This is a genomic window from Stenotrophomonas sp. GW821-FHT02D01 (genome assembly GCF_059421765.1).
In genome coordinates, this window is record NZ_JBWKVP010000005.1 from 47,132 (window position 1) to 74,131 (window position 27,000).

Sequence of the window (27,000 nt, forward strand, 5' to 3'; positions counted from 1 at the left end):
GCCTATGATGGCCGACCTTCCCTTTGCTCCCGCGCCTGCATGCAACGACGCGACTTCATCCGCAATGCCTCCCTGGCCCTGGCCGCTTTCGGCCTGCCGTCACTGCCGGCCTGCGCGGCCAGCAAGAGTGGCCAGCTTGGGCTGCGCCGGCTTGGCCAGCCGCAGCCGTTCGATTTCGCCACCCTGAAGGGCCAGGCGCGCGCGCTGGCACAGGCGCCCTACCAGAGCCACAAGCGGGTGCTGCCGGGCAAGCTGGAGGCGCTGGACTGGGATCAGTACCAGTCGATCGGCTATCGCCAGGACCACGCCCTGTGGGCCGACCAGCCGGGTAAGTTCCAGGCCAAGTTCTTCCACCTGGGTCTGTACTTCCATTCGCCCGTGCGCATGTACGACGTGGTCGACGGCAAGGCGCAGGAACTGGCCTATGACGGCGCCGCGTTCAACTACGGCAAGAGCGGGTTGAAGAATGGTGAGCTGCCGGCCGACCTCGGCTTTGCCGGGTTCCGACTGAACACGCGCAAGGACACCGACCGCGATTTCGCCGCGTTCCTGGGTGCCAGCTACTTCCGCGCAGTGGGCAAGGAAGGCCAGTACGGCCAATCCGCGCGGGGCCTGGCCATCGACACCGGCATGGGCAAGCCGGAGGAATTCCCGGACTTCATCGCCTATTACCTGGAACAGCCTGCAGCCGACTCGGACACCATCATCGTCTATGCGCTGCTGGATTCGCCCAGCGTGGCCGGTGCCTACCGCTTCGCCGTCACCAACGGCGATGTGCTGCTGATGGACATCGACAGCGCGTTGTACCCGCGCAAGACCATCGAGCGGCTGGGCATCGCCCCGTGCACCAGCATGTACCAGGTGGGCGAGAACGACCGCCGCATGGGCTGGGACTGGCGCCCGGAAATCCACGATACCGACGGCCTGTCGCTGTGGACCGGTGCTGGCGAATGGATCTGGCGGCCGCTGGTGAACCCGCGCAACCTGCGCTTCAACATGTTCGTCGACCGCAATCCACGTGGCTTCGGCCTGCTGCAGCGTGACCGCAACTTCGACCATTACCAGGACGACGGCGTGTTCTACGAGAAGCGTCCGTGCCTGTGGGTGGAGCCGAAGGGCGAATGGGGCGAGGGTTCGGTGCAGCTGGTGGAGATTCCCACCGTCGATGAAACCTTCGACAACATCGTGGCCTTCTGGAACCCGAAGGAAAAGCCGCAGCCGGGCCAGGAACTGCTGGTCGGCTACCGGCTGTACTGGGGTGCACAGCCGCCGGCGCATACGCCGCTGGCCCACTGCGTGGCCAGCCGCACCGGCCTGGGCGGGGTGATCGGCAAGAAGCGCGAGTATTTCTCGTGGCGCTTTGCGGTCGACTTCGAAGGCGGCGAACTGGCCAGCCTGATCGACAAAGCCGATGTCGAAGCGGTTGTCGAAACCAGCCGTGGCCGGGTGGAGATCGTCTCGGCGCGGCCGCTGCGCGAGATCAAGGGCTACCGCGCGATGTTCGACCTGGTGCCGCCGGAGGGCAGCAGCGAGCAGATCGACATCCGCCTGTACCTGCGCAGTGGCGGCAAGACCCTCACCGAAACCTGGCTGTACCAGTACACCCCGCCGCCGGCTGGTGCGCCGGAGCGCACGCTGTACTGATGCATTGCGGTGCCGGGCAAGTCCCGGCATCGTCGTTTCAGGGCTTGCTGTCGGTCGCGTGCGACTGGGTCGGCACGCCCACCTCCACCGTGCCACGGCGGATCTTCATCCAGGTCTCGTCCTGCCAGCGCTCGTACTGCTTCGGATCCCAGTACTTGGGGTCATACAGGCGGTCGGCCTTGATCGTGCGGGATATGCCGCCGTCCATGTACACGATGTCCACATTGTTGGACATCGAGCCTACGCGGCTGCCGGTCATCTCGCGGCGCCCCTTCCTCAGTACTTCGGCCATGCGCGGGCGGGCGACCTCGTCGCCATACTCTGCTCGCAGCGCACTCGCCTGCGCCCGCGCGGCGTCGTGCTGTTCCAGCGGCAGGGTCGCCCAGTACTCGTTGCGCAGGTCCACGAACAGCGGGTAGCCGCGCTCGGCTGCCACTTCCATCCATGCATAGGCCATGACGGGATTGCGCGGCTGTTCAACGCCATACCAGTACATCTCGCCCAGGTAGCCCTGCGCGGGTTTGTCGGCATAGCGTGCGGCCAGCCGGAAGTTGTCCATCGCGCCGTTGATGTCGTTGCGGCGCAGGGCGTTGACACCCCACTGCCGGTACATCATGTCCGGATGACTGTCCATGAAACCCGCGCCCATCACGGCCGCGTCCTCTTCACCAGACGGGCGCTCGGCCGCAGTGGCGAACAGGGGCAGGAACAACACGGGAAGCAACAGCAGGGCCGGGCGCATGACGGACATCCAGTTCGGCAGCAGGTAGTGCCGCAGCCTAGGCCCGACCACGCGCCCTTGTAAACCGCAGGACGTCATGGCCCGTGAAGCGCCAAGCACTACAGCGGCAGCGGTGCCTGCGCAGGATCGATCCGCCCCTCGCCACGGGTGATCTTCTTGAACTCGGCGCGGCTGACCGACACGTAGCGCTCGTTGCCGCCGATCTCCACCTGCGGGCCGTCCTGCACGGCATGGCCATGTTCGTCCACGCGCACGGTCATGGTCGCCTTCTTGCCACTGTGGCAGATCGTCTTGATCTCCTGCATCTCGTCGGCCCAGGCCAGCAGGTACTGGCTGCCCTCGAACAACTCGCCGCGGAAATCGGTGCGCAGGCCGTAGCACAGCACCGGGATGCGCAGCTGGTCGACCACTTCGCTGAGCTGCCAGACCTGGCTGCGGCTGAGGAACTGCGCCTCGTCCACCAGCACGCAGCCCAGCGGCCCATTGGCCTGCAGATCCTGCGTGACCCACTGCTGCAGGTCGGTGTCGCGTTCGAAGGCCATGCCGTCGGCGCGCAGGCCGATCCGCGAGGCGACCACGCCCGCGCCGGCACGGTCGTCCAGGCGCGGGGTCAGGATCGCCACGCGCATGCCGCGCTCGCGGTAGTTGTGCGCGCTCTGCAGCAGGGTGGTGGTCTTGCCGGCGTTCATCGCCGAATAGTAGAAATAGAGCTTGGCCATCGGCCGATTGTACGACGCCACCCGGCGCCGGCCGAAGCCGTTCAGCAAGCCCACCGGCCGGCGGCTGTGGCCGCCACCAACGCCCGCTACAATCGCACCCCAATGCACGGTCTCAATCCCCCCCAAGCTGCCGCCGTCCTCCACATCGAAGGACCGCTGCTGGTGCTCGCCGGCGCCGGCAGCGGCAAGACGCGCGTGATCGTGGAAAAGATCGCCCACCTGATCGGCTGTGGCCGCTACCCGGCCAAGCGCATCGCCGCGATCACCTTCACCAACAAGTCGGCCAAGGAAATGCGCGAGCGCGTGGCCAAGCGCCTGCGCGAGCAGGATGCCGATGAAGTGACCATCTGCACCTTCCATGCGCTGGGCCTGAAGTTCCTGCAGATCGAGCATGCCGCCGTCGGGCTCAAGCGCGGTTTCTCGATCTTCGATGCCGATGACGCGGCCGCGCAGATCAAGGACCTGATGTACGGCGCCAAGCCGGACGACATCGAGGACATGAAGAACCTGGTGTCGCGCGCCAAGAACGCCGGCCTGTCGCCGGAGCAGGCGATGGCCGCTGCGCGCAGCAATCGCGAAAAGGAAGCGGCCGGCATCTACGAGCGCTACCAGTTGCGCCTGAGCGCGTTCAACGCAGTGGACTTCGACGACCTGATCCGGTTGCCGGTGCAGATCCTGGAAGAGAACCCGGACATCGCGCTGGCCTGGCGCGAGCGCATCGGCTACCTGCTGGTCGACGAATGCCAGGACACCAACGATGCGCAGTACCGCCTGCTCAAGCAGCTGGCCGGTGACAAGGGCAATTTCACCTGCGTGGGCGATGACGACCAGTCGATCTACGCCTGGCGCGGTGCCAACCCGGAAAACCTGCAGCAGATGGGGCGCGATTACCCGGCGCTGGAAATCATCAAGCTGGAGCAGAACTACCGGTGTTCCAACCGCGTGCTGCGCGCGGCCAACGCGCTGATCGCCAACAATCCGCACGAACACCTGAAGAAGCTGTGGAGCGACCAGGCCGACGGCGAGCGCATCCGTGTGTGGGAGTGCCGCAACAGCGAACACGAGGCCGAGAAGGTCGCCGCCGAGATCGCGTTCGTAGCGCAGACGCGCAACGTGCCGTGGAGCGATTTCTGCATCCTGTTCCGCGGCAACTTCCAGTCGCGTCCGCTGGAAAAGGCGATGCAGCTGCTGCGCATCCCCTACCACCTGACCGGCGGCACCATGTTCCTGGAGCGCCAGGAAGTGAAGGACACGCTGGCCTGGCTGCGGCTGCTGGTGAACCCGGACGACGACACCGCGTTTCTGCGTGCGGTGCAGTCGCCCAAGCGCGAAGTCGGCGCCGGCACCCTGGCCAAGCTGGCCGAACTGGCCTCGGAAAAGGACATGCCGATGGCGCAGGCCGCCGAGGCGATCGGCGCGCTGCAGCAGCTGCCACCGCGCGCGGCCAACAGCCTGGCGCGCTTCACCGACATCCTGCGTGACCTGCGCGCGCAGACGCGGCAGATCAGCTCCGGCGACATGATCCGCAAGGTCGCCAAGGAATCGGGCCTGCTCAGCGAGCTGCGGCAGCAGGCCAAGGAAGAGGCCAGCTACCAGCGTCGCGCCAACAACATCGAAGAACTGGCGCAGTGGTTCGAGGGTGGCCCGCGTGGTGCCACCGCTGCCGATCTGGCCGGCCAGTTGGCGCTGTTGTCGCGCAGCGACAAGGACGAGGGGGGCAACCAGGTGCGGATGATGACCATGCACGCTTCCAAGGGCCTGGAATTCCCCTACGTGTTCATCGTCGGCTGCGAGGACGGCGTGCTGCCGCACCAGGTCAGCCTGGACGAGGGCAATCTGCAGGAAGAGCGGCGCCTGCTGTACGTGGGCATCACCCGCGCCAAGATCCAGCTGTGGATGAGCTACAGCAAGCTGACCCGCAAGTTCGGCGAGCACGTGCGGCTGAAGCCGAGCCGCTTCTTCGAGGAGATCCCGGCCGAGGAGATCCAGCGCGATGGTGCTGATCCGGTGGCGGATGCGGCGCGGAAGAAGGAGCGGGCGACGGCGGGGTTGGCCGCGATCGAGGCGCTGTTCGATTGAGGATCGAAAAGCCACTAAAGCGGTATTCCAATCCGTCCGATTGACGCTTCTGGCCTTGAGCCTGCATCGGGTTAAGGCCTAGTGTGAGCGCACCCGAAGTGCGCGCCGTGTCCTTCATCGTGTCCAACGACATCCCTGCTGTTCTCACTCATACCTTCCTCGGGCTGGGCCTGGTCCTGCTTGTTTCAGCGCTTCTGGCCTACGTTGGTGCCAGGCGCTTCCTCGATGGGGCGGTCATTGCCGATGGCAGGATCACCCATGTGGGTGCCATCCGTGTTGATCGCCGTGGTTCGCGCACTTCAGTGGTGAAGTTCGTGTACTCGGTGGACTTCACTACCAGCAGCGGGCAAGTGATGCGGTTCATCGCAGGTCGTACCCGCCATCGTGCCTACATGACGGGCGATCATGTAGATGTGCTGTACCTGCCGGACCGCCCGGACAAGGCCCTGGTGCGTTCGCTCTCATCACCCTGGGGCCTGAGCGTCATACTGGGATTGAACAGCGGCCCATTCCTGCTGGCGGCGGGACTTCTGCGCCTGCCGCAGGCGGCGAGGGCATGGCGGCGCAGGCAGCTCCTTCGCCACGGGACACGGGTGCAAGCCAAGGTCCGGGCGATCAAGCGCGATCGCGGAGTATTTTCGGGGGGAAGGCATCCGTTCGTCATCGTCTGCGCCTGGCGCGATCCTGAAACCACTCGATGGCATGTCTTCCACAGTGCGTATCTCTGGGCCGATCCCCGTGCACAGGTGAGTGGGCGTGAACTGGATGTCCATGTCATGCCGGGCAATCCGCGCTACTACCATGTCGATATCTCCTTCATTCGATCAGCGCCGGCACCTGCACGCTGATCGATCAACCCGGCCAGCACCATGCCCACCCTCCTCAGATGTTTTTTTCTGTTTTTCTTTGCCGTGGGCCTGCTGATCCTTCTGGCCGCCGCCTGGCTGTTCGTGGACGTCCAGCGTTTCGCGCGCAAGGCCGTTTCCGTAACCGGAACGGTGGTGGCCGTCCAGGCAGAGGATGCCCGGTCGGAAATGGAGGGGATGCCCGCACGTGACATCACCCTGCATCGCCCGGTGGTGAGGTTCCAGACCGCACAGGGGCAGATGATTCAGTTCACCGCGTCCTTTGCTACCGGGGCACCACTGTACGTGGTCGGCGAACAGGTACAGGTGCTATATCCCGGCGGCATGCCTTCCAAGGCTCGTATCCAGCACCCGGGTTTGCGCTGGGGCGCACCGCTGCTGTTGGCGCTGATGGGCATGGGGTTCTGCCTGATCGCCGCATGCGTCCATCGCCTGTGCGTGCGCTACTGGCCGATCCTGTTCGGCCAGCGTGACGGGGCATGTGGCTAGGCTGGGCATCGTAGTGGCCCACTTGGCCTGAGCGTGCTGCACGGCGGGCGCTGGCGTTGCAAAATCGAGGTATTCCTTCCGGAGCCCACCCATGCATCCCATCGAAAGCGAACGCCTGCGGCTGCGCCGCCTGGAACCAGACCGGGATGCTGCGCCGATGCTGGCATTGCTCAATGATCCAGGCTTCGTGCGCTTCATCGGCGACCGCAACGTGCACAGCGAGGAACAGGCGCGGGAGTACATCGCGCTGCGCGTGCTGCACAGCTATGCGTTGAATGGCTTCGGCATGTATGCGATCGAGCGGCTGTCCGATGGTGCGTGGCTGGGCAACGCCGGGCTGGTACGCCGTGAGGGGCTACCGGCACCGGATATCGGCTACGCGGTGCTGTCGGAATTCGCCGGGCAGGGCTATGCCAGCGAGGCGGCGCGGGCGGTGTTCAATCACGCACGCACGGCGCTGGGCCTGCAGGACCTGTATGGCATCACCGATCTGGACAACGACGTCTCGGCGAAGGTGCTGCTGGGCCTCGGCATGCACGAGCGCGGGGTCATCCAGCTGCCGGGCATCGAAACACCCAGCCGGCTGTTCGCTACTTTGGGTGCGGCCGACGTGGGGTAGTGCCGGCCGCTGGTCGGCAACCTGGTCATGCCTGGATGCCGGCCAGCGGCCGGCACTACCGGGTGCAGCTGCGGTGGCGCCGGGCCATGCCCGGCGGGCTGTTTCAGCTGCGCAGCCCGGCCAGTTGGGCCTGCAGCTCGGCCACCGCCGCTTCCAGGTGCGCCACGCGCTCAGCCAGGCCGGGGTCGGCCGACTCTGCACCGCCGCCACTGCTGGCGTACTTCGCTGCCAATGCCGCGCCGTCCACTTCACCGCACAGCAGGTGCATGTAGCGGTCTTCGCGCTGGCCGCTGGCGCGCGGCAGCACCAGCAGCAGGGCACGCTGCTGCAGGCGCTCGATGGCGTGGCGGGCTTCGTCGGTATCGGCGAAGCGGTGCAGGCGCTCGGCACGGGTGACCAGTTCGCCCAGGGTCTGCGGCCCGCGCAGCAGCAGCAGAGCCAGCAGCACGGTCTGCTGCCGGGTCAGGTCCAGTGCGCTCTGCAGGCGGTGCTCGTAGCGGTCGGCGCGCGAGGAAAAGTGCTGGCGGGCCAGACCGAGGGTCTCCAGCTGGCGCAGCGCATGCTCCACGCTGCCGGCACTCACGTTCATCACCGGCTCGCGGGCGGTCTTCTGGTTGGCTGCCGATTGCGCGGCGTTGACGGTCAGCGGGTAGGTGTCCGGGGTGGTGGCTTCCTTCTCCACCAGGCAGCCCAGCAGGCGTGCCTGTACGGCATCCAGCAGCGGAACGTCGGGGGTCTGGGCAGGGTCGGTCATGGCGGCTTCCGGAAGACAACGTGTCAACCGCCAAGCATAGCCGTCCCGGCGGCGCCTTTGCCGGTAAAATGGGCCGGTATATCTGATTGCCGGTGAATCCATGCGTCGTCCCGTTTCCTTGTCCCTGACCCTGCTCGCCACCGCGGCGCTGGGCCTGTCCGCCTGCAAGCGCGTGGAAGCGCCTGCCGAAGCCGCCACCCCGCAAGCCCCGGCCGCCGCCGCCAAGGCCGACGGTGCCCTCGACGCGACCGCCAACGACAACCTCAATGCCGTGCTGTGGATGCAGCGCGCGCAGGAATACAAGGCGATCACCGAGCAGACCTACCGCGCGGCCGCAGACCACCTGGACGTCGCGCTGAAGGAAGCCCACTGGGACGCGCTGGTGCCGGAAGAGCGCGGCAACGAGGCCAAGGGCCTGAAGCCGGCCGTGGTGCTGGACGTGGACGAGACCGTACTGGACAACTCGCCCTACCAGGCTCGACTGGTGCGTGACGGCAAGGAATACGACGAACTCAGCTGGGACCAGTGGGTCGCCGAAAAGAAGGCCAAGGCCATTCCCGGCGTGGTCGATTTCGCCAAGGCTGCCAACGCCAAGGGCGTGACCCTGCTGTACATCTCCAACCGTGCCGTGCATCTGAAGGACGCGACCCTGGCCAACCTGCGCGAGCAGGGCCTGCCGGTGGCCGATGACAGCGTGTTCCTCGGTCTGGGCACCGTGGTTGAAGGGTGCGAGCAGGCCGGCAGCGAGAAGAACTGCCGCCGCCGCCTGGCCGGCCAGAAGTACCGCGTGCTGATGCAGTTCGGCGACCAGCTGGGTGACTTCGTGGAAGTGACCGCCAACACCAATGATGGCCGCGACGCGCTGCTGCAGCAGTATCACGACTGGTTCGGCGAGCGTTGGTGGATGCTGCCGAACCCGACCTACGGCGGCTTTGAGCCGGCACAGTTCAACAATGATTATTCGCAGTCGCGGCAGGCCCGTCATGACGCCAAGCGTGCCGCGCTGGACTACGCGCCGTGAGCCGCGCCCCGCTGCCGCTGCGCGACGACGAGCGCCTGATCTTCGCGCTGGACGTGCCTGATCGCGTGCAGGCGCTGGAGTGGGTCGACCGCCTTGGCGACAGCGTGGCGTTCTACAAGATCGGCATGGAACTGCTCGCCTCCGGCGAGTACTTCCAGGTGCTGGACGAGCTGGCACGCCGCGACAAGCGCGTGTTCGTCGATCTCAAGTTCTTCGATATCCCCGCCACCGCCGCGGCGGTGATCAAGCGCTTGGCGCAGTGGCCGGTCAGCTATGCCACCATCCACGGCTGGCACCCGGCGATGATGGAGGCCTGCGCAGCCGCCAACAGCGGCGACATGCGCCTGCTGGCGGTGACCGTGCTGACCTCGATGGGCCGCGCGGACCTGGCGCAGATGGGCATCGACCGCGAACCGGTGGAGGTCGTGGTCGAACGCGCGCTGGCCGCACAGGCCGCTGGCATCGACGGCGTGATCGCCTCTGGCCAGGAAGCCGGTCCGATCCGCGCCGCGACCGGCGCCGGTTTCTCGATTGTCTGCCCGGGCATCCGCCCCGGTGGCCCGGTCGGCGATGACCAGAAGCGCACCGTGGGTGTGGCGCAGGCCTTTGCCGATGGCGCCGATGCCATCGTGGTCGGTCGTCCGATCCGCCTGGCATCTGATCCGCAGGCCGCAGCACGCGCGATCCAGCAGGAAATCGCGGCGGCGCTGGCCACGCGCTGAGCCCCGCCGCGAAGGCGGTTACGGCGGCACCACGAGCGCCATCCCGTCGAACGCGGGATGGCGTTCGCGTGTGTGCCTGTTGCCCTGACGTACCCGGACCCGCGCGGGGAAACTGTGTGCCGCTGACCCCGACGTTTATGCCCGAATCGCCGGAAAACATGCCGTAGATTTCATTGAAGAGATCTGGTGACGTATCTGATCCAATGAAATCAATGAGTTGAATGATGTTTTGTCATGTGTTGCGTTAACTTTATGGGCAGCGTAGGATCGCCGCCATCCGGTCTTCGGACCGGACATGCGCCACAACACTGTCCACCGGCCTTGCGCCGGTTTGAAGAGTCTGCGATCCCTGTGATCCGGGCTCTTTTTTTTTGTCCGCCCGGTACGGAGAGACCCGTCGGCGCGCGGCATTGAGCCACCGCGCAGTCGGGCCATGGCAGAAACCGTGACGGCCCGGCTTGCCGCTGTCACGTCGCAGGCCGCAAGATGCGGACCGGTCCGGGGAGTCCGATTGCATGAGCGTTGTAGTGCGAGGAAGGTCTGCGCGGGGATGGGGGCTGGCGGCCATGCTGCTGCTGGCCATCGCCGCGTGCCGTGAATCCGGCAGTGATCCGGCCGCCGCGCCGGCCGAACCTGTCGCCGCAGTACAGGCGATGGCGCAACGGCTGGCCGAGGACGATCTGGTCGGCTATGCGAAGCTGTCGGTGCCCCCCAGCCAGTACCAGCGCCTGCAGCAGGCATGGGCCGACGGCCACAGCCAGTGGCCGCTGACCGGACTGCCGCTCGGCGACCAGTTGCTGCCGATGCTGGCGGCGCTGCGTGAGCCCGGCGCCAGCGTGCAGCTGCAGCGCAGTTTCGACCGCCAGCTGGCTGGCCAGGCCCGCGCGGTGCGTCAGGCCGCGCAGTCGATGGGCAACTTCGGTGTGCAGTACCTGCGGCACCAGAAGGGTTATACGCCCGGCCAGCAGGCGCACTACATCCAATTGGTACAGACCCTGGCGGCCTGGGCACAGGACGCGCCCATCAGCGACCGTGCCAGGGCCCGCAGCAGCATCGCCGCCCTCGTAGGCGCCGCGGCCAAGGTCGGTTTCCATGACGACGCCGGCCTGCAGGCCGCAGGCATGGAAGGCAGCCTGCAGCAGCTGGCGCCGTTCATCCAGACGGTGAAGGCCGTGCTGGCCAGCTACGGGCTGGGCGTGGACGAGGCGCTGCGCAGCGTGCGTGGTGAGCTGTTGTCGGTGGAAGGCGACAATGCCCTGGTGCGCCTTCAGTACGAGCTCGCCGGCCGCGCGATGACCGTGCAGGTGCCGCTGAGCCGGCGTGAGGGCCACTGGTACCTGACCCGCACCCTGGCCGATACCGACGCCCTGCTGCGTCAGGCTGATGCGGCGCGCGCCGCCGCTGCTCCGGACCCTGTCACCCCCCCGGCAACCGATGGGGAAGCGGCAACGCCATCGGCTAAGCCATAATGACGTCGATGTCGAAACAGAACCCGCTGCCGTTCCCCGGCGAAGAATCCCAGCCGACGCCCGCCGATACGGCGCCGGCGTCCCCCTCGACCGACGCCGGCACGCCGCCGGCGGCGACGCCTGTGCACGCGCGTCCTGCCGGCCGCCGCCCGCTTTGGGCGCGCCTGCTCGGGCGCCTGGTGGAACCCTGGCTGTCGCTGAAGATCGAGCCGGAAGACCCGGGCCAGTACAACGATGGCCGCCCGGTCATGTACGTGCTGGAAGACTACGGCCTGTCCAACGCGCTGATCCTGGACAAGGCCTGCCGCCAGGCCGGCCTGCCCTCGCCGCTGGTACCGCTGGCCGGTGACCCCACCGGCCGCAAGCGCGCCTATCTGGCCCTGTCGCGCCGCAGCTCCAGCAACTCGCTGATTCCCGAGCAGCGCGGCGCCAAGACCCATTCCGATTCGCTGGCCAAGGTCCTGCAAGCCCATCGCGTGCGCGACGACCTGGATGTGCACCTGGTGCCGGTGTCGATCTTCGTCGGCCGCGCCCCGGACAAGCAGAGCGGCTGGTTCGCCGTGTTGTTCTCGGAAAACTGGGCGCTGGTCGGCCGCTTCCGCCGCCTGCTCGGCCTGCTGCTGAACGGCCGCAACACCATCGTCCGCTTCGCACCGCCGATCTCGCTGCGCAGCACGGTCGACGAGGGCCTGGAGCCCGAGCGTACGGTGCGCAAGCTGCAGCGCGTGCTGCGTACCCATTTCCGCCGCATCCGCGAGTCGGTGATCGGTCCGGACCTGTCGACCCGGCGCCTGCTGGTGGACCAGGTGCTGGCCGCCGAGACGGTGCGCGAGGCGATCGCCTCGCAGGCCAAGCGCGACAACAGCAAAACCAGCGATGCCTGGAAGAAGGCGCATGCCTACGCCTGGGAAATCGCCGCGGACTATTCCAGCCCGGTGGTGCGCTCGGCCAGCTTCATGCTCAGCCATGTGTGGAACCGCATCTACGCCGGCGTGCTGGTGCACCACCTGGACAAGTTCAAGGCCGCAGCGCCGGGCCACGAAGTGGTCTACGTGCCCAGCCACCGCAGCCACATGGACTACCTGCTGCTGTCCTACCTGCTGTACGACCGCGGTATCGTGCCGCCGCACATCGTGGCCGGTATCAACCTGAACCTGCCGGTGGTGGGCACCCTGCTGCGCAAGGGCGGTGCGTTCTTCATCCGCCGCTCGATCCGCGGCAACGCGCTGTATTCGGCGGTGCTCAGCGAGTACGTGGCGCAGCTGGTCGCCGGTGGCTATTCCATCGAGTACTTCGTCGAGGGCGGGCGCTCGCGTACCGGCCGGTTGCTGCAGCCCAAGGGCGGCATGATCTCGATGACCCTGCGCGCGTTCCTGCGCCAGCCGCGCAAGCCGGTGCTGTTCCAGCCCATCTACATCGGCTACGAGAAGCTGATGGAGGGCGGCAGCTACCTGGATGAACTGTCCGGGCGGCCCAAGGAGAAGGAATCGATCTGGCAGCTGCTGTGGGGCATCCCCAAGGTGCTCAAGCAGAACTACGGCCAGGTGGTGGTGAACTTCGGCGAACCCATCGCGCTGAACGATGTGCTGGCCGAGAAGGCTCCGGAGTGGGGTGGCGAGGCGGTGTCCGAGGACGAGAAGCCCTCGTGGCTGTCGACCACCGTCGACACCCTGGCCGAGCGCATCCAGGTGCGCATCAACGGCGCCGCCGACGTCAATCCGATCAACCTGCTGGCGCTGGCCCTGCTGTCCACGCCCAAGCATGCGATGGGCGAGGCCGACCTGATCGCGCAGATCGAGCTGTGCAAGACCCTGCTGGTGGAGATGCCGTATTCGGGCCGGGTGACAGTGACCCCGCACTCGCCGGAGCGGATCATCGCCCACGCCGAAGAGATCAACGTCCTCACCCGCATCAAGCACCCGCTGGGCGATGTGCTCAGCGTCAGCGGCGACACCGCGGTGCTGCTGAGCTACTTCCGCAACAACGTGGTGCACCTGTTCACCGCGTCGTCGTGGGTGGCCTGCTGCTTCCAGAACAACCGCCGCATGAGCCGCACCGGCCTGGTCCAGCTGGGCCGCACGGTGTACCCGTTCCTGCAGGCCGAACTGTTCCTGCCGTGGACCGAGGACGAGTTCGCCCAGCGCATCGACCAGACCATCGACGTGTTCGTGCGTGAGGGCCTGCTGCAGAACGTCAACGAAGACGACGGCGGCATCCTTGCGCGCAACACCGGGCAGACCGACGAAGTGTTCCGCCTGCGGGCGATCGGCCATTCGCTGCAGCAGGCGTTCGAGCGCTATTACATCGCCATTTCGGTGCTGGTGAAGAACGGCCCGGGCACGCTCGGCGCCGCCGAGCTGGAGAGCCTGTGCCAGCAGGCCGCACAGCGCCTGAGCCTGCTCTATGCGCCGGCCGCGCCGGAGTTCTTCGACAAGTCGCTGTTCCGCGGCTTCATCCAGAAGCTGCGCGAGCTGCGCCTGGTGTGGCCGGACGAGAACAGCAAGCTGCTGTTCGACGAGCGCCTGGATGCCTGGGCCAAGGATGCCAAGTTCATCCTCGGCCGCGAACTGCGCCACACCATCGAACGGGTCAGCCCGGAAGCGGCGCGCCCGGACGAACCGGCACCGCAGGATTGAACCTGCGGCGCCTGTCGGGCCTGGCCGCGTTGATCGCGGCCGGAGGCCTTGCGGTTACTTCGGTGCAGGCTGCAGAAGCCTGCGTTGACGACAACCTGCCCGGGCGACTGGCCGATGCGCCGGTGCGCCTGTGTCTGCAGGCAGAGACCGGGCAACAGGCGCACTACCGCCTGTGGCTGGCCGGCGAGGTGCGTATCAGCGGTGATGAATCCGCCGCTCGGCAGGGTCTTGCCGGCGACTGGTACGGGCACCCGCTGGGGCTGCGCTGTTCCGGTGCCGACAACGTGCGGCGCTGCGACCTGACCGTGGACGGTGAGGCGGCCTGGAGTGCGGAGCTGGCGCTGCCGCGTTGATGCAGGGTCCCATCCACGCATGGCGTGGGTCCATAGGTGGCCGCTGTGCCATCGGCGTTCGGGGCGGCGTGGGCCAGTAGATCCACGCCATGCGTGGATGGGCCACCGGTTACGCCGGTTCGTCCGGAATCTGCAGGCTTTCCAGCTTGGTGATGCAGTCCTTCAGCTGCAGCTTGCGCCGCTTCAGGCGCTTGAACTCCAGCTCATCTTCGCCGTTGGCGGCCATGCGCGCGATCTGTTCATCCAGCGACCGGTGCTCGGCGCGCAGGGCGACGAGGTGTTCGACGATTTCGGCGGGGTTGTAGGTGTCCACGGTCTCCGAGCATACACAGCGACGATGACTGCCGGGAGAGGGGAATCCCGACCCCGGGTCCGGGCTGCCACAAGCCGGTAGAATGGCGCCATGTCCGCCGTGATCTCCCTGCCCGATCCCCCGCAGCGCGTTCCGCGCGATCCGCGCGTGGACGGGCTCGGGGCGGACAAGCTGGGCAAGCGCCTGCGCCGCCAGGTCGGCCAGGCCATCGCCGACTTCGGAATGATCGAAGCAGGCGACAAGGTCATGGTCTGCCTGTCCGGCGGCAAGGACAGCTACACCCTGCTGGACATGCTGCTGCAGCTGCAGAAAAAGGCGCCGGTGCCGTTCGAACTGGTGGCGGTGAACCTGGACCAGAAACAGCCCGGTTTCCCCGAGCATGTCCTGCCGGAGTACCTTGCCGGGCTGGGCGTGCCGTACCAGATCATCGAGCAGGACACGTATTCAGTGGTCAGCCGGGTCATTCCGGAGGGGCGCACGATGTGTTCGCTGTGCTCACGCCTGCGCCGTGGCGCGCTGTACAACCATGCCAGGACGCATGGCTTCAGCAAGATCGCACTGGGCCACCATTGTGATGATGTGGTGGCCACGTTTTTCCTGAACCTGTTCCACCATGCCAAGCTGGCCGCCATGCCACCGAAGCTGCTCAGCGACGATGGCCAGCACGTGGTGATCCGCCCGCTGGCGTACGTGCGCGAGCACGACATCGCGCAGTACGCGCAGGCACGCCGTTTCCCGATCATTCCCTGCACCCTGTGCGGCAGCCAGGAAAACCTGCAGCGTCGGCAGGTCGGCCTGATGCTCAAGCAGTGGGACCAGGACCATCCCGGGCGCATCGAACAGATCGCACGGGCGATGGCCGACGTGCGACCTGCGCAGCTGGCCGATGCCGCCTTGTTCGATTTCATGGCCCTGGGCCGCCGTGGCGATGCGGCACATGCCGATGCCTGGCTGGCCGACGCAGTTCCCGAGACGCCTGCCGTTTAAGGTCGGGCGCCCTTCTTCTTCAGACACCGGAATTCCATGTTCTTTCGCAACCTGACGTTCTTCCGCTTCCCGACCTCCACTGATTTTTCCGAAGTCGACACCCTGCTGCCGCACGCCCTGCTCAAGCCGGTCGGCGCGCTGGAAATGAACTCGCGTGGTTTCATCTCACCGTTCGGCCGCGAAGAGAAGGAAGCTCTCTCGCACCGCATTGCTGAACACCTGTGGCTGACCGTCGGTGGCGAGGACAAGATCCTGCCCGGCGCGGTGGTCAACGACCTGCTCGAGCGCAAGCTGGAGGAGATCGAAGAGAAGGAAGGCCGCCGCCCCGGTGGCCGCGAGCGCAAGCGCATGAAGGACGACCTGCTGCATGAACTGCTGCCGCGCGCCTTCGTGAAGTCCTCGCGCAACGATGCCTTCATCGACCAGCTGCATGGCTACGTGGTGGTGGACACCTCCAGCCGCAAGACCGGCGAATACTTCATGTCCGACATTCGCGGCCTGCTCGGCAGCTTCCCGGCGATGCCGCTGAACGCCGAAGTCGCGCCGCGTTCGATCCTGACCGGCTGGATCGCCGGCGAGCCCCTGCCCACCGGCTTCAGCCTGGGCGAGGAGTGCGAGATGAAGGACCCGGTGGAAGGCGGCGCGGTGGTCAAGTGCCAGCACCAGGAACTGCGCTGCGACGAGATCGACAAGCACCTGGATGCCGGCAAGCAGGTGACCAAGCTGGCCCTGGTGTTCGAGGACAACCTGTCCTTCGTGCTGGGCGACGACCTGATCGTGCGCAAGCTGAAGTTCCTGGACGGCGCGCTGGACCAGCTGGAACATGCCGACGAAGACGGCCGCCGTGCCGAGTTCGACGCCCGCTTCGCCCTGCAGAGTGCGGAGATCCGTCGCCTGTTCCTGCTGCTTGAAGAAGCCTTCAAGCTCAGCAAGGCTGACTGAACAGGCAGGCCGTCGGCCGCCGGTCATCCGGCGGCCTCGCACGGCGCTATGCTGGGACCATGAGCCGTCTGCTGCGCCGCCTGATCTCGCCGGTCCCACCCGCCACCGTGCAGCGCGATACCGTTCGCCTGCGCCTGGATGATGTCGAGATCGAGATACTGCGCGTGCGTGATCCGCGCGCGCGCCGGATCAAGCTCAGCGTCGATGAGCGCGGCGCACGACTGACGTTGCCGCCACGTGCCAGCCTGGTGATGGGCGAGCGCTTCCTCGAACTGCATCGCGAATGGCTCGGGCTGCAGCTGCGCCACTACCAGGGGCATGGTCTGCCCGCCGCGTTGCAGCCCGGCGTTGAAGGGGTGCTGCCGCTGCGCGGCGAGTTGTTGCCACTGCGCTGGCAGGAAGGCCGCTACGCGCGGCTGGAAATCGACGGGCACGGTGCCTGTGTGCAATGGCCGAGCCGGGGCGGCGATGCGACCCTGCGCCGCCTGCTGCGCGAATTCTACGAAGCACAGACCCGCGCCGATGTCGGCCGCTGGTTGCCGAAGTACCTGCCCGGCCTGCCGCGCGCGCCCAGTCGCCTGCGGTTGAAGGTGATGTCCTCGCAATGGGGCTCGCTGGCCCCCGACGGCAGCATGGCGCTGGACCTGGCACTGGTACTGGGCCGTCCCGCCGCCTTCGAGTACGTGCTGGTGCACGAACTCTGCCACCTGATCCAGGCCAACCACTCGCCCGCGTTCTGGCACGAAGTGGAACAACGCTTCCCCGACTGGCGCGAGCAACGCGACTACTTCCAGCTGGAAGGGCGCAGATTGAAAGCAATGCTTCGGCAGCTGCTGTAGTGCCTGCGCTACAGCACCTGCCCACGCATTCCTCCTCTACCCCCGCCTTCGGCGCGCCCCTTCAACAGAAGGGGCTCCACTCCATAGAGCCGGCGGCGCAGTCGAGCAAAATCGGCTCTACAGAAGCGCGCATAGCGCGCGACCCGCTTTGCTCCTGCTCTTCCTTTTCTCTTCCGTGGTCAGCACGGAAACCATCCGTGGCCGGGCGGGGTGGGTTGCGCAGGGGCGTGAGCCGCATGGATGCGGCGACCGAGCTTACATGGACGTACTTGCAGCGACCCCTGCGCAATCCACCCCGCCCGGCCAAGCACGGCTTTTGATCTGAACGGCCACCACGAGGGGCTCAGCCGTTGGCCGCAAACCTCATCGACCCGCGCGCAGGACCGCCGCCTCCGCCCACCGCGCCGCCACGCGCGGCGCAGTGATGCACACCGCCTGATCGGTCACCGTGGTCACCGCCCGCTCCAGCAGCTGGATGTCCGCTTCGTGCTGGCGCGCCACATGCGGATCCTCGAAGAAGATCGCGCGCTGGCAACGACCTTCCAGCACGCGGTCGGCAATCTGTGCATCGCCGCCCAACGGGCCGCTCTGGTAGCGCGTCACCCACGCCGCATCCGCTGGCCAGCCGCGGCTCCAGGCCAGCTCGTTCAAGCGCTGGCCGGTGGTACCGGTGGCGACGCGTTCGCCGAAGCGCGCCAGTACGTCGAAGTGTTCATCGGCGAACGCCAGCATCGCCGGCTTCATCGCATCGTGCGCGATCAACGCCAGCGTCTGCCCTTCGAATGCATGCAGGTCGTCGGCGCCGGCATCGGCGGCCAAGCCCGCATGGAGGCGCTCCACCTCGATCCAGTCGCGGGCCGTGGCTACGGTGGAAATGAAAGGCTTGCCGTGAATCACGCACTGGCGCTTGAGCGCGGTCGCTTCAGGGAACACCGAGGAAGGGTCCACCGGATCCATCAGATAGACCGCACCATCCAGCGTACGCTCGGCACCCATGCCCACCACTTCGGCCACCAGCTTCATCAACCCGCCTTCGCGACCGTACGGATAGCGCTGCAGGCCGTCGTAACCGGCAAGGAAACCGTTGCGCTGGATCGCATCATGGGTACGGCCGACCGCACACAGTGTCACGCCCAGTTCGCGCAGCCCCGGTTCGCTGGCGCGCAGCCAGCGGAACAGTGCGGCGCGCGCGTCGTTGTGATGGAGACGGTTGGCGGCCAGGCCGATGCGCATCGAAAGCTCCGGGATCGGTAGAAGCGGCAGTGTATGTCGCTATTGGCGGTTTCGGAGGGTTTTACAAATTTCCTCATTGTTGCTGGGAAGGGCGTCGCTAGCGTGGCAGGAGGTCGTATCGCGATGCGGCCACGCCCCTGGCTGCGACATGAGGATGTCCACCGTGAATGTCGCTGGCCGCCTGGCCCGCATCGTCGCCCTGTCGCTGTTGTCGGCGCCGGCCTGGGCCGGGCAGTGCGAAGGTCCCATCCTGCTTGCCTATCCGGGCGATCGTGCACCGTTGTCGTCCAGTCTGGACGACCAGCCCCACGGCCTGGTGGCCGCCTACCTGGCGCTGCTGCAGGAACAGTACCCCACGCTGCGCGCCACACCGGTCGCGGCGACGGCGCTGGCCGCCGCTGCGCTGCCTGCCGGGACCCACGCCGTGCTCGGTTGGCCGCGTGCGCAGAAGCCGAAAGGCTGGGTGGCCAGCGTGCCCTACCTGCAGGTACCGCAGGTGATCGTGCGACGCCCCGATACGCGGTCGATCATCGGCCTGGACGGACTGCACGGTCAGGGCGTGGCCAGCCCCGACATCGTGCCGCTTGCCAAGGTACTGGAGGAAACGGGCGCGGATGTGCCGCTGCTGCAGGTGGCGGCATTGGACAAGGCACTGCAGCTGCTGATCAGCGGGCAGATCGATGCGGTGGTGGGCAACCTGGTGGAAGTGGAAGCCACCCTGCGCAATCAGCCTGGCGACGTGCTGGACGTGGCGGCGCCAGCCGGCTTCAGCGACGCACTGGTCCTGGCCGCGCTGCCGGCGTGCGCGCATCTGGTAGCCCGCTTCAACCAGTTGCAGGCAGGCATGACGCACGAGCAGCGCGAGGCATTGCAGGCACACTGGATCTCGACATCCCCTCGCCCCGGCCACGCGCCGGTGTCGCCGCTGCGCGGGTCGATCGCGGTGCTGCTGGTGCTGCTGACAATGGGCCTGGTGTATGCGTTCGGACACTGGCGACTGCACCGCGAAGGCCTGCGCAGGCAGGCGTTGGAGCAGCGGCTGCAGGAGGTCACCGCCAACCTGCCGGCGGTGGTGTACCGGGCGCGGCGCAGCAGTACCGGCGAGTACAGCGTTCCCCACATTGCCGGCGATGTGCATGCCCTGTTCGGGATCAGCGTGGATACCGCACGGGTTGACCATGGAAGCCTGCTGGCGGCAGTCCATCCACAGGATCGCCGCCCGGTGCTGGCCTGCGTCGATGCCGCCGCGCTGTTGCGCGGGCCAATCGACATCACCTTCCGCACGCGCGGTCCGAACGGCTGGCGCTGGGTACGTTCACACGGGCGACCGATTGCCTGCAGCGACAGCGGCGTGGAATGGAGCGGGTACTGGATGGACGTTACCGAGGCGCGCACGCGTACGCAGGCATTGAACGATGCCCGGCGCGACGCGGAGCAGGCCGCTGCCGCAAAGACCCATTTCCTGGCCACCATGAGCCACGAGATCCGCACGCCAATGAGCACCTTGCTGGGAATGCTGGAGCGCTTCGGCAGCGGTGCACTGGATGCGCGCCAGCGTCAGGTATTGGCGACCATCGATGATGCGGCGCAGATGCTGCGGCAGATCCTCGATGACGTGCTGCACAGCCAGCGCCTGCAGTCTGGCCCACAGCCATCGCAGTGCATGCCCATCGACCTGGCCGAGCTGTTGCGGGCGGTACAGCGACTGCTGGTGCCGGTGGCGGCAAGCAAGGGATTGCATCTGCGCTGCGAGGTGGATCCTGCGCTGCAGCGGGGATCGTTGGCGGATGGGCTGCGCCTGCGCCAGATCCTGTTCAACCTGACGGGCAACGCGCTGAAGTTCACTCTACAGGGTGGCGTGGATCTGCAGGTGCGGGTGCAGCAGCAGCGCGAGCATGGCCAGCTGGTGCGGCTGCAGGTGACCGATACCGGTGTGGGCATCAGTCGAGAGCGCCAGCGGGCGGTGTTCGCAGCGTTTACCCAGGCCGATGCCTCCACCACCCGTCGCTTCGGTGGCAGTGGCCTGGGCCTCGCGATCTGCCGGGAACTGGCGGCGTCGATGGGCGGGCAACTGCAGCTGTGCAGCACGCCGGGCGCGGGTACCACGGTGTGGCTGGACCTGTACCTGCCGGCCTGCGACGCGCCATCGGCGGAGCATCGTGGCGAGGCCGCTGACCTGCCAACGCTGCCGCCGGTGCGGGTACTGGTTGCCGAAGACCATCCCACCAACCTGCAGCTGCTGGTCCGGCGCCTGCGGGAACTGGGCCTGCAGGTGCATGCCACCGCCAATGGCGAGCAAGCCTGGCAGGCGTGGCAGACACAACGGTTCGCGTTGGTCATCACCGACTGCCACATGCCGGGCATGGACGGCTTTGCCCTGGCCCGCGCGATCCGCGCCGATCCCCGTGCCGACGCGGCAAGGGTGCCGATCATCGCGTTGACCGCCAGCGTGCTCGACAGTACCCGTCAGGCCTGCCTCGACGCTGGCATCGATCATTTCATCGCCAAGCCGGTCGACCGCCAGGCACTGCATGCCACCCTGGCCGCAGTGCTGATGCCGCTCGATCTGTCAGTGCGCCAGTAGCCGGGCGATGCTGGCGGCGGCGTCGCGACCTTCGGCCACGGCGGTCACCACCAGATCGGCACCGCGCACTGCGTCACCACCGGCGAACAGGCGGGGATGGGCGGTCTGGAAGGGCAGCTTGCCCTTGCCTCCGGCGAGGATGCGGCCGTTGGCCTGGCCCTCCACGCCATGCTCGGCCAGCCACGACGGCACGCTGGGCGAGAAACCGAACGCGATGATCACCACGTCCGCTTCCAGCAGCGACTCGCTGCCCTCGATCGGCACGGCGTTCTGGCGGCCGTTGGCATCGGGTTCGCCCAGGCGCGTCTCGACCACCGTCACCCCGATCACTTCGTCATCGGCGCCGGCTTCGATCGACAGCGGCTGGCGGTTGAACAGAAAGCGCACGCCTTCCTCGCGAGCGTTGGCCACTTCGCGCGCGCTGCCCGGCATGTTGGCTTCGTCGCGGCGGTAGGCACAGGTGACCTTGGCCGCGCCCAGTCGCACCGCGCTGCGCACGCAGTCCATGCCAGTGTCGCCACCGCCGAGGACTACCACGCGCTTGCCATTGAGGTCGGGCAGGGCGATCTGGTCTTCCCAGCCGGCGATCGGCCGACCCTGCGGATCATCGCCGCCGACGATGCGGCTGTTCTGCACCAGGAACGGCAATGCCGGCAGCACGCCCTTCAGGTCCTGGCCGTCGAGGCCCCCATCGGTGTAGCGATACGCGCCGGTACCGACGAACACCGCATCGTGGGTGTCCAGCAGCTGCTGCAGGCTGATGTCGCGGCCGATCTCCACGCCGAGGCGGAACTGCACGCCCATGCCTTCAAGCACGTCGCGACGACGACGGATCACGTCCTTGTCCAGCTTGAAACTGGGGATGCCGAACTGCAGCAGGCCACCGACCTGTTCGTAACGGTCGTAGACCACCGCGGTGATGCCGGCATGCGCCAGGCGGTCGGCACAGGCCAGCCCCGCGGGGCCGGCACCGATCACCGCCACCGTGTGGCCGGTGGGCTGCACCGCCGTCATGTCCGGCCGCCAGCCGGTAGCCAGCGCGGTATCGACGATGTACTTCTCCACCGCGCCGATGGTGACCGCACCAAACTCTTCCAGCGTGCAGCTGCCCTCGCACAGGCGATCCTGCGGGCACACCCGGCCGCACACTTCCGGCAACGGGTTGGTGCTGTGGCACAGCGTGGCTGCTTCGTGGATGCGGTTTTCCTGCACCAGCTGCAGCCATTGCGGAATGGCGTTGTGCACCGGGCACTTCCAGCTGCAGTACGGGTTGCCACAGTCCAGGCAGCGACCGGCCTGGTACTGCGCATCCTCCTTGCCGAATTTTCCGTACAGCTCGCCCCAGTCGCCGGAGGTGCGCAGTTCAACCGGGATGCGCTGCGGCATGGTCCGGGGCAGGTCGAGGAACTGGAAGGCGTGCTTGCGGCTCATGGCGGACTCTGTGGATTTCCGGATGCCGGCCAACGGCCGGCACTACAGCGGTGGGGAAGCCGGTGCGCCCAGTGCATGCGGCGCATCCGTCACGTGCGGTGTGTCACGCCGCGCGGCGCAGGGTTTCGGTCAGCGACTCGATGCTGGCGGCCTTGGGTTTGACCAGCCAGAACTTGCCGATGTAATCGCGGAACTCGTCCATGATCTGCTGCGCCCAGATGCTGCCGGTCAATTCGCGATGACGGCCGATCAGGCGGTGCAGGTGCTGGCGGTAGTTCTCGAACCCTTCGGCGGAGACGCGATGGATGTCGATCAGCTCGTGGTTGTAGCGGTCGACGAAATCGCGGTCCACGTCCAGCACGTAGGCCAGGCCACCGGTGAAGCCGGCACCGAAGTTCAGGCCGACCTTGCCCAGCACCAGCACCACGCCGTCGGTCATGTACTCGCAGCAGTGATCGCCTGCGCCTTCCACTACCGCCAGTGCGCCGGAGTTGCGCACGGCGAATCGTTCACCGGCACGGCCAGCGGCGAACAGCTCGCCACCGGTTGCGCCATACAGGCAGGTGTTGCCGATGATGGCGGTGCTGCGCGCCTCGAAGCGTGCGCCACGCGGCGGACGCACCACCAGGCGGCCACCGGCCATGCCCTTGCCGACGTAGTCGTTGGCTTCACCTTCCACTTCCAGGTGCAGGCCGCCGACGTTGAAGGCGCCGAAGCTCTGCCCGGCGCTGCCGCGGAAGCGCAGTTCCAGCGGCGATTCGGCCATGCCCTGGTTGCCGTGCGCGCGCGCCACGGCGCCGGCCAGGCGAGTGCCGATGCTGCGGTCGGTGTTGTGGATCAGGAAGCGATGCTCGCCACCGCGCTTGTGTTCGATGGCCTCGGCCAGCAGGCCGTCCATCTGCGTGGCCAGGCTGTCCGGAGATTCATACAGGCGCTGTGCGGCGCAGTGGCTGCCTGGGTAACTGGCGTCGGCCAGCAGCCGCGACAGGTCCACGCGCACGTCCTCGCGCGGCGAGACCTCCAGCTGGCGCAGCAGGTCGGTGCGGCCGACGATTTCCTGCAGCGAACGTGCGCCCAGTACCGACAGCCAGCCGCGTACTTCCTCGGCCAGCAGGCGGAAGAAGTTCTCCACGCGCTCGGGTTGGCCGGTGAAGTGGTTCTCGCGCAGGCGCTCGTCCTGGGTGGCGACGCCGGTGGCGCAGTTGTTGAGGTGGCAGATGCGCAGGTACTTGCAGCCCAGCACGATCATCGGCGCGGTGCCGAAGCCGAAGCTGTCCGCGCCCAGCAGCGCAGCCTTGACCACGTCCAGGCCGGTCTTCAGGCCGCCATCGGTCTGCAGCAGGGTGCGCCCGCGCAGGTCGTTGGCCACCAGCGCCTGGTGCGCCTCGGCGATGCCCAGTTCCCACGGCACGCCGGCGTAGCGGATCGAGCTGACCGGCGAAGCACCGGTACCGCCGTCATGGCCGGAAATGGTGATCAGGTCAGCACCGGCCTTGACCACGCCCGCCGCGATCGTGCCGACGCCGGCATGGCTGACCAGCTTCACCGACACCAGCGCGGTCGGGTTGACCTGCTTGAGGTCGTAGATCAGCTGCGCCAGGTCTTCGATGGAGTAGATGTCGTGGTGCGGCGGCGGCGAGATCAGGCCGATGCCCGGCCTGGCATAGCGCAGGCGTGCGATCAGTTCATTGACCTTGTGCCCGGGCAGCTGGCCGCCTTCGCCGGGCTTGGCGCCCTGCGCAACCTTGATCTGCAGCACTTCAGCATTGACCAGGTATTCGGCGGTGACGCCGAAGCGGCCCGAGGCCACCTGTTTGATCTTGCTGCGCTTGTCGGTGCCATAGCGCGCCGGGTCTTCGCCACCTTCGCCGGAATTGCTGCGGCCGCCGAGGCGGTTCATCGCAATGGCCAGCGCTTCATGCGCCTCGGGAGAGAGCGCACCGAGGCTGATCGCGGCGGTATCGAAACGCGGGAACAGATCGCTGGCGGGTGCCACTTCGTCCAGCGGTGTCGGCGTTGCCGCCGGCACCAGCTGCAGCAGATCGCGCAGCGCCGACGGCGGGCGCGCATGCACGGCATCGCAGTACTGCTGCCACGCGCGCGGGTCACCGCTGCGCGCTGCGCGCTGCAGGGTGGTCACCACGTCCGGGTTGTACATGTGGTACTCGCCGCCGTGCACGTACTTCAGCAGGCCGCCGACATCCACGCCCTGCTGGGCGTCCCAGGCCTGCGCGCACAGTTCGCGCGCGTCGGCATCCAGGCGCGCGAAGCCGGCGCCACCGATGCGCGACGCGGTATCGGGGAAGCACAGGTCCACGACCTCCGGCTCCAGGCCGATGATCTCGAACAGCTGCGCACCGCGGTAGCTGGCCACGGTACAGATGCCCATCTTCGAGATGATCTTGGACAGGCCCTTGTAGATGCCCTTGCGGTAGCGGCGGCCGATCTGCGACTGCTCACCGCCCTTGCTGAGCTTGAGGATGCCGCGTCGGCCGAGGTCGAACAGGGTCTGGTAGGCCAGGTACGGATACACCGCCGTGGCACCGAAGCCGAGCAGGCAGGCCATGTGGTGCGCATCGCGCGCGGTGCCGGTCTCGACGATCAGGTTGACGTCGCAGCGCAGGCCCAGCCGTGACAGGTGGTGGTGGATGGCGCTGGTGGCCAGCAGCGCATGCACCATCGGCCGCCCGGCCACCGGGTAGCGGTCGGACAGCAGCAGCATCACCATGCCGTCGCGCGCAGCCTGTTCGGCCTCGACGCAGATGCGTTCAATGCCCGCACGCAGGCCTTCCTCTTCGCTGTAGGACAGGTCGAGCAGGCGGTTGGCCTGCACGTACTGGTCCATCTTCAGCAGCTGGCGCAGCTTGCGCTGGCTCAGCACCGGCGAGTTGAGGATGACGTGGTTCACCGTCTCCGGGCCGGCATGGAAGATGTTGGTCTCCTTGCCGAGCTGGGTGGACAGGGACATCGCGCAGTCTTCGCGCAGCGGGTCGATCGGCGGGTTGGTGACCTGCGCGAAGGCCTGGCGGAAATAGTCGTACAGCGGACGGCTGCGCTGGCTGAGCACGGCCATCGGCGTGTCATCGCCCATCGAGCCGGTGGCTTCCTGCTCGGTCTCGGCCAGCGGCCGCAGCACCTGTTCCACTTCCTCGCTGCTGAGCTGGTACAGCTTGTGGTAACTGCGCAGCGTGCCTTCGTCGAACGGCTCTTCCACCAGCGACGGATCGATCAGTTCGGTCTGCAGGTAGGTGACGCCCTGCTGCAGCCACTGCTTGTACGGTGCACGGCCGCGGTTGATGCGGTCGATGGCCTCCGAATCGAGCAGGTCACCGCGCTTGAGGTCGATGGCGATCATCTCGCCCGGGCCGAGCTTGCCCTTGCGCACCACGCGCTCGGTCGGTACTTCCCAGACGCCTGCTTCAGAGGCGACCAGGAAGTGGCGATCAGCGGTCAGCATCCAGCGCGCCGGGCGCAGGCCGTTGCGGTCGAGGGTGCACACCGCGTAGCGGCTGTCGCAGGCGACGATGCCGGCCGGGCCGTCCCAGGGTTCGCTGTTGAGGCCGTGGAACTCGTAGAACGCGGCCAGGTCCGGGTCCTTGAACTCCAGCGACTGCGTTGCCGGCGGCACCAGGATGCGCAGCGCCTGGATCAGCTCCATGCCGGCGGACACCATCAGTTCCAGCATGTTGTCCAGGCTCTGCGAATCGGAGCCGTGCATGGAGATGACCGGGTCGAACTCGCCGATGTCGAAACGGGGTGTCTTCCACACCTTGCTGCGCGCCTGTGCCCAGCGCCGGTTGCCTTCGATGGTGTTGATCTCGCCGTTGTGGGCGAGCATCCGGAACGGGTGCGCCAGCGGCCAGCGCGGCAGCGTATTGGTGGAGAAGCGCTGGTGGAACACGATGGCGCTGGAGGCCAGTTCGCGCCGCTGCAGGTCCGGGAAGAAGCGGCTGAGCTTGTCCGGCAGCACCATGCCCTTATAGCTGATGGCGTTGGGGCTGAGCGTGGTGACGTAGTAGTCGGCGTGCGCGCGCAGCTGCTGTTCGCTGCGGCGGCGGGCCAGGAACAGGGCCAGGCCGAAGCCGGCGTCATCCTGGCCGACGCCGGCATCGACGAACACCTGCTCGATGCGCGGCAGAGTGTCGCGTGCCAGTTGGCCGCAGACGCTGTCGTCGGTGGGGACTTCGCGCCAGCCGGCCACCTTGCAGCCGACCGCCTCGATCTGCTGCTGCAGCTGTACGCGGCAGGCCTGCGCGGCGTCGGCATCGTGCGGCAGGAACACCAGGCCCGCAGTGAAGCGCGCGCCGACGGCGATGCCGGCTTCACTGGCCAGCAGTTTCAGGAAGGCATCGGGGCGGCGCAGCAGCAGGCCACAGCCATCGCCGGTGAGCCCATCGGCGGCGACACCACCACGGTGGGTCATGCGCGAGAGCGCAGCGATGGCGGTATCCACCAGCAGGCGCGAAGGCTGGTCGTCGAGCTGGGCGACCATGCCAAATCCACAGGCATCGCGCTCGGAGCGCGGGTCGTAAAGCCCTTGGCGGTTGCGGGGGGCCAT

The 27,000-nt window shown here is 67.2% G+C and carries 21 protein-coding genes; 14 read left to right on the top strand and 7 right to left on the bottom strand.

What is annotated here, in order from left to right; translation table 11 throughout:
• The first annotated feature begins 39 nt into the window (after positions 1–39).
• A complete protein-coding gene (locus tag AC07UW_RS11805) occupies positions 40–1,644 on the top strand; it encodes an OpgD/OpgG family glucan biosynthesis protein (RefSeq protein WP_032978429.1) in 1,605 nt (534 codons plus the stop codon).
• Between the two features lie 37 nt (positions 1,645–1,681).
• Here AC07UW_RS11805 and AC07UW_RS11810 read toward each other — a convergent pair whose 3' ends face one another.
• Positions 1,682–2,386: an SEL1-like repeat protein gene (locus AC07UW_RS11810; protein ID WP_312112400.1), complete on the bottom strand. Its 705-nt coding sequence runs from the start codon at positions 2,384–2,386 to the stop codon at positions 1,682–1,684.
• A 98-nt stretch (positions 2,387–2,484) separates the two neighbouring features.
• Entirely contained in the window at positions 2,485–3,105 is a 621-nt protein-coding gene (locus tag AC07UW_RS11815; RefSeq protein WP_099819678.1) for a thymidine kinase, read from the bottom strand.
• A gap of 102 nt (positions 3,106–3,207) precedes the next feature.
• Between AC07UW_RS11815 and AC07UW_RS11820 the strand changes: the two genes are divergently transcribed.
• The 4 genes from AC07UW_RS11820 (at position 3,208) to AC07UW_RS11835 (ending at position 7,158) form a co-directional block, all read left to right on the top strand.
• Positions 3,208–5,184: a UvrD-helicase domain-containing protein gene (locus AC07UW_RS11820; RefSeq protein WP_033832666.1), complete on the top strand. Its 1,977-nt coding sequence runs from the start codon at positions 3,208–3,210 to the stop codon at positions 5,182–5,184.
• A gap of 107 nt (positions 5,185–5,291) precedes the next feature.
• A complete protein-coding gene (locus tag AC07UW_RS11825; protein ID WP_162887582.1) occupies positions 5,292–6,032 on the top strand; it encodes a DUF3592 domain-containing protein in 741 nt (246 codons plus the stop codon).
• 21 nt (positions 6,033–6,053) lie between these two features.
• Positions 6,054–6,539: a DUF3592 domain-containing protein gene (locus AC07UW_RS11830; RefSeq protein WP_495212112.1), complete on the top strand. Its 486-nt coding sequence runs from the start codon at positions 6,054–6,056 to the stop codon at positions 6,537–6,539.
• Between the two features lie 91 nt (positions 6,540–6,630).
• A complete protein-coding gene (locus AC07UW_RS11835; protein ID WP_495212113.1) occupies positions 6,631–7,158 on the top strand; it encodes a GNAT family N-acetyltransferase in 528 nt (175 codons plus the stop codon).
• 103 nt (positions 7,159–7,261) lie between these two features.
• On the opposite strand, the gene AC07UW_RS11840 is transcribed toward AC07UW_RS11835, so the two are convergent.
• A complete protein-coding gene (locus AC07UW_RS11840) occupies positions 7,262–7,912 on the bottom strand; it encodes a YceH family protein (RefSeq protein ID WP_495212114.1) in 651 nt (216 codons plus the stop codon).
• Positions 7,913–8,012: 100 nt separating this feature from the next.
• On the opposite strand from AC07UW_RS11840, the gene AC07UW_RS11845 reads away from it, so the two are divergent.
• From AC07UW_RS11845 to AC07UW_RS11865, 5 genes are all read left to right on the top strand, one after another.
• Complete coding sequence (locus AC07UW_RS11845; RefSeq protein WP_100554315.1) at positions 8,013–8,933, top strand: 5'-nucleotidase, lipoprotein e(P4) family; 921 nt, start codon at positions 8,013–8,015, stop codon at positions 8,931–8,933.
• Complete coding sequence (gene pyrF, locus AC07UW_RS11850) at positions 8,930–9,655, top strand: orotidine-5'-phosphate decarboxylase (protein WP_336023033.1); 726 nt, start codon at positions 8,930–8,932, stop codon at positions 9,653–9,655. Before AC07UW_RS11845 ends, pyrF begins: the two co-directional genes overlap by 4 nt.
• Before the next feature lie 515 nt (positions 9,656–10,170).
• Entirely contained in the window at positions 10,171–11,124 is a 954-nt protein-coding gene (locus tag AC07UW_RS11855; RefSeq protein ID WP_336023035.1) for a hypothetical protein, read from the top strand.
• Complete coding sequence (plsB, locus tag AC07UW_RS11860) at positions 11,124–13,760, top strand: glycerol-3-phosphate 1-O-acyltransferase PlsB (RefSeq protein ID WP_025875424.1); 2,637 nt, start codon at positions 11,124–11,126, stop codon at positions 13,758–13,760. Before AC07UW_RS11855 ends, plsB begins: the two co-directional genes overlap by 1 nt.
• Entirely contained in the window at positions 13,757–14,113 is a 357-nt protein-coding gene (locus tag AC07UW_RS11865) for a hypothetical protein (protein WP_495212115.1), read from the top strand. Before plsB ends, AC07UW_RS11865 begins: the two co-directional genes overlap by 4 nt.
• A gap of 109 nt (positions 14,114–14,222) precedes the next feature.
• Here AC07UW_RS11865 and AC07UW_RS11870 read toward each other — a convergent pair whose 3' ends face one another.
• Complete coding sequence (locus AC07UW_RS11870; RefSeq protein WP_032978412.1) at positions 14,223–14,426, bottom strand: YdcH family protein; 204 nt, start codon at positions 14,424–14,426, stop codon at positions 14,223–14,225.
• A gap of 90 nt (positions 14,427–14,516) precedes the next feature.
• Here AC07UW_RS11870 and ttcA point away from each other — a divergent pair, with 90 nt between their 5' ends.
• The 3 genes from ttcA to AC07UW_RS11885 are packed head-to-tail and all read left to right on the top strand — an operon-like array spanning position 14,517 to position 17,194.
• Positions 14,517–15,413: a tRNA 2-thiocytidine(32) synthetase TtcA gene (ttcA, locus tag AC07UW_RS11875; RefSeq protein ID WP_313251463.1), complete on the top strand. Its 897-nt coding sequence runs from the start codon at positions 14,517–14,519 to the stop codon at positions 15,411–15,413.
• A 36-nt stretch (positions 15,414–15,449) separates the two neighbouring features.
• Positions 15,450–16,355 (top strand): recombination-associated protein RdgC, encoded by a 906-nt coding sequence (locus AC07UW_RS11880; RefSeq protein WP_089241793.1) that lies wholly within the window; start codon positions 15,450–15,452, stop codon positions 16,353–16,355.
• A gap of 59 nt (positions 16,356–16,414) precedes the next feature.
• Complete coding sequence (locus AC07UW_RS11885) at positions 16,415–17,194, top strand: M48 family metallopeptidase (RefSeq protein ID WP_495212116.1); 780 nt, start codon at positions 16,415–16,417, stop codon at positions 17,192–17,194.
• Positions 17,195–17,557: 363 nt separating this feature from the next.
• On the opposite strand, the gene AC07UW_RS11890 is transcribed toward AC07UW_RS11885, so the two are convergent.
• Complete coding sequence (locus AC07UW_RS11890; protein WP_495212117.1) at positions 17,558–18,427, bottom strand: methylglyoxal synthase; 870 nt, start codon at positions 18,425–18,427, stop codon at positions 17,558–17,560.
• Between the two features lie 154 nt (positions 18,428–18,581).
• Between AC07UW_RS11890 and AC07UW_RS11895 the strand changes: the two genes are divergently transcribed.
• Positions 18,582–21,011: a response regulator gene (locus AC07UW_RS11895; protein ID WP_495212198.1), complete on the top strand. Its 2,430-nt coding sequence runs from the start codon at positions 18,582–18,584 to the stop codon at positions 21,009–21,011.
• Here AC07UW_RS11895 and AC07UW_RS11900 read toward each other — a convergent pair.
• Complete coding sequence (locus AC07UW_RS11900) at positions 20,997–22,442, bottom strand: FAD-dependent oxidoreductase (protein WP_223497401.1); 1,446 nt, start codon at positions 22,440–22,442, stop codon at positions 20,997–20,999. The two genes, AC07UW_RS11895 and AC07UW_RS11900, sit on opposite strands and share 15 nt — an antisense overlap.
• 103 nt (positions 22,443–22,545) lie before the next feature.
• The gene (gltB, locus tag AC07UW_RS11905; protein WP_495212118.1) at positions 22,546–27,000 is read right to left on the bottom strand and encodes a glutamate synthase large subunit; all 4,455 of its coding nucleotides are present in this window, start codon (positions 26,998–27,000) and stop codon (positions 22,546–22,548) included.

What these genes read in the sequence shown, in the direction of transcription:
- AC07UW_RS11805 (WP_032978429.1), top strand. Translation starts at nt 40, where the DNA reads ATGCAACGACGCGACTTCATCCGCAATGCCTCCCTGGCCCTGGCCGCT.
- AC07UW_RS11810 (WP_312112400.1), bottom strand. Translation starts at nt 2,386, where the DNA reads ATGCGCCCGGCCCTGCTGTTGCTTCCCGTGTTGTTCCTGCCCCTGTTC.
- AC07UW_RS11815 (WP_099819678.1), bottom strand. Translation starts at nt 3,105, where the DNA reads ATGGCCAAGCTCTATTTCTACTATTCGGCGATGAACGCCGGCAAGACC.
- AC07UW_RS11820 (WP_033832666.1), top strand. Translation starts at nt 3,208, where the DNA reads ATGCACGGTCTCAATCCCCCCCAAGCTGCCGCCGTCCTCCACATCGAA.
- AC07UW_RS11830 (WP_495212112.1), top strand. Translation starts at nt 6,054, where the DNA reads ATGCCCACCCTCCTCAGATGTTTTTTTCTGTTTTTCTTTGCCGTGGGC.
- AC07UW_RS11835 (WP_495212113.1), top strand. Translation starts at nt 6,631, where the DNA reads ATGCATCCCATCGAAAGCGAACGCCTGCGGCTGCGCCGCCTGGAACCA.
- AC07UW_RS11840 (WP_495212114.1), bottom strand. Translation starts at nt 7,912, where the DNA reads ATGACCGACCCTGCCCAGACCCCCGACGTTCCGCTGCTGGATGCCGTA.
- AC07UW_RS11845 (WP_100554315.1), top strand. Translation starts at nt 8,013, where the DNA reads ATGCGTCGTCCCGTTTCCTTGTCCCTGACCCTGCTCGCCACCGCGGCG.
- AC07UW_RS11855 (WP_336023035.1), top strand. Translation starts at nt 10,171, where the DNA reads ATGAGCGTTGTAGTGCGAGGAAGGTCTGCGCGGGGATGGGGGCTGGCG.
- plsB (WP_025875424.1), top strand. Translation starts at nt 11,124, where the DNA reads ATGACGTCGATGTCGAAACAGAACCCGCTGCCGTTCCCCGGCGAAGAA.
- ttcA (WP_313251463.1), top strand. Translation starts at nt 14,517, where the DNA reads ATGTCCGCCGTGATCTCCCTGCCCGATCCCCCGCAGCGCGTTCCGCGC.
- AC07UW_RS11880 (WP_089241793.1), top strand. Translation starts at nt 15,450, where the DNA reads ATGTTCTTTCGCAACCTGACGTTCTTCCGCTTCCCGACCTCCACTGAT.
- AC07UW_RS11885 (WP_495212116.1), top strand. Translation starts at nt 16,415, where the DNA reads ATGAGCCGTCTGCTGCGCCGCCTGATCTCGCCGGTCCCACCCGCCACC.
- AC07UW_RS11890 (WP_495212117.1), bottom strand. Translation starts at nt 18,427, where the DNA reads ATGCGCATCGGCCTGGCCGCCAACCGTCTCCATCACAACGACGCGCGC.
- AC07UW_RS11895 (WP_495212198.1), top strand. Translation starts at nt 18,582, where the DNA reads ATGTCCACCGTGAATGTCGCTGGCCGCCTGGCCCGCATCGTCGCCCTG.
- AC07UW_RS11900 (WP_223497401.1), bottom strand. Translation starts at nt 22,442, where the DNA reads ATGAGCCGCAAGCACGCCTTCCAGTTCCTCGACCTGCCCCGGACCATG.
- gltB (WP_495212118.1), bottom strand. Translation starts at nt 27,000, where the DNA reads ATGGCCCCCCGCAACCGCCAAGGGCTTTACGACCCGCGCTCCGAGCGC.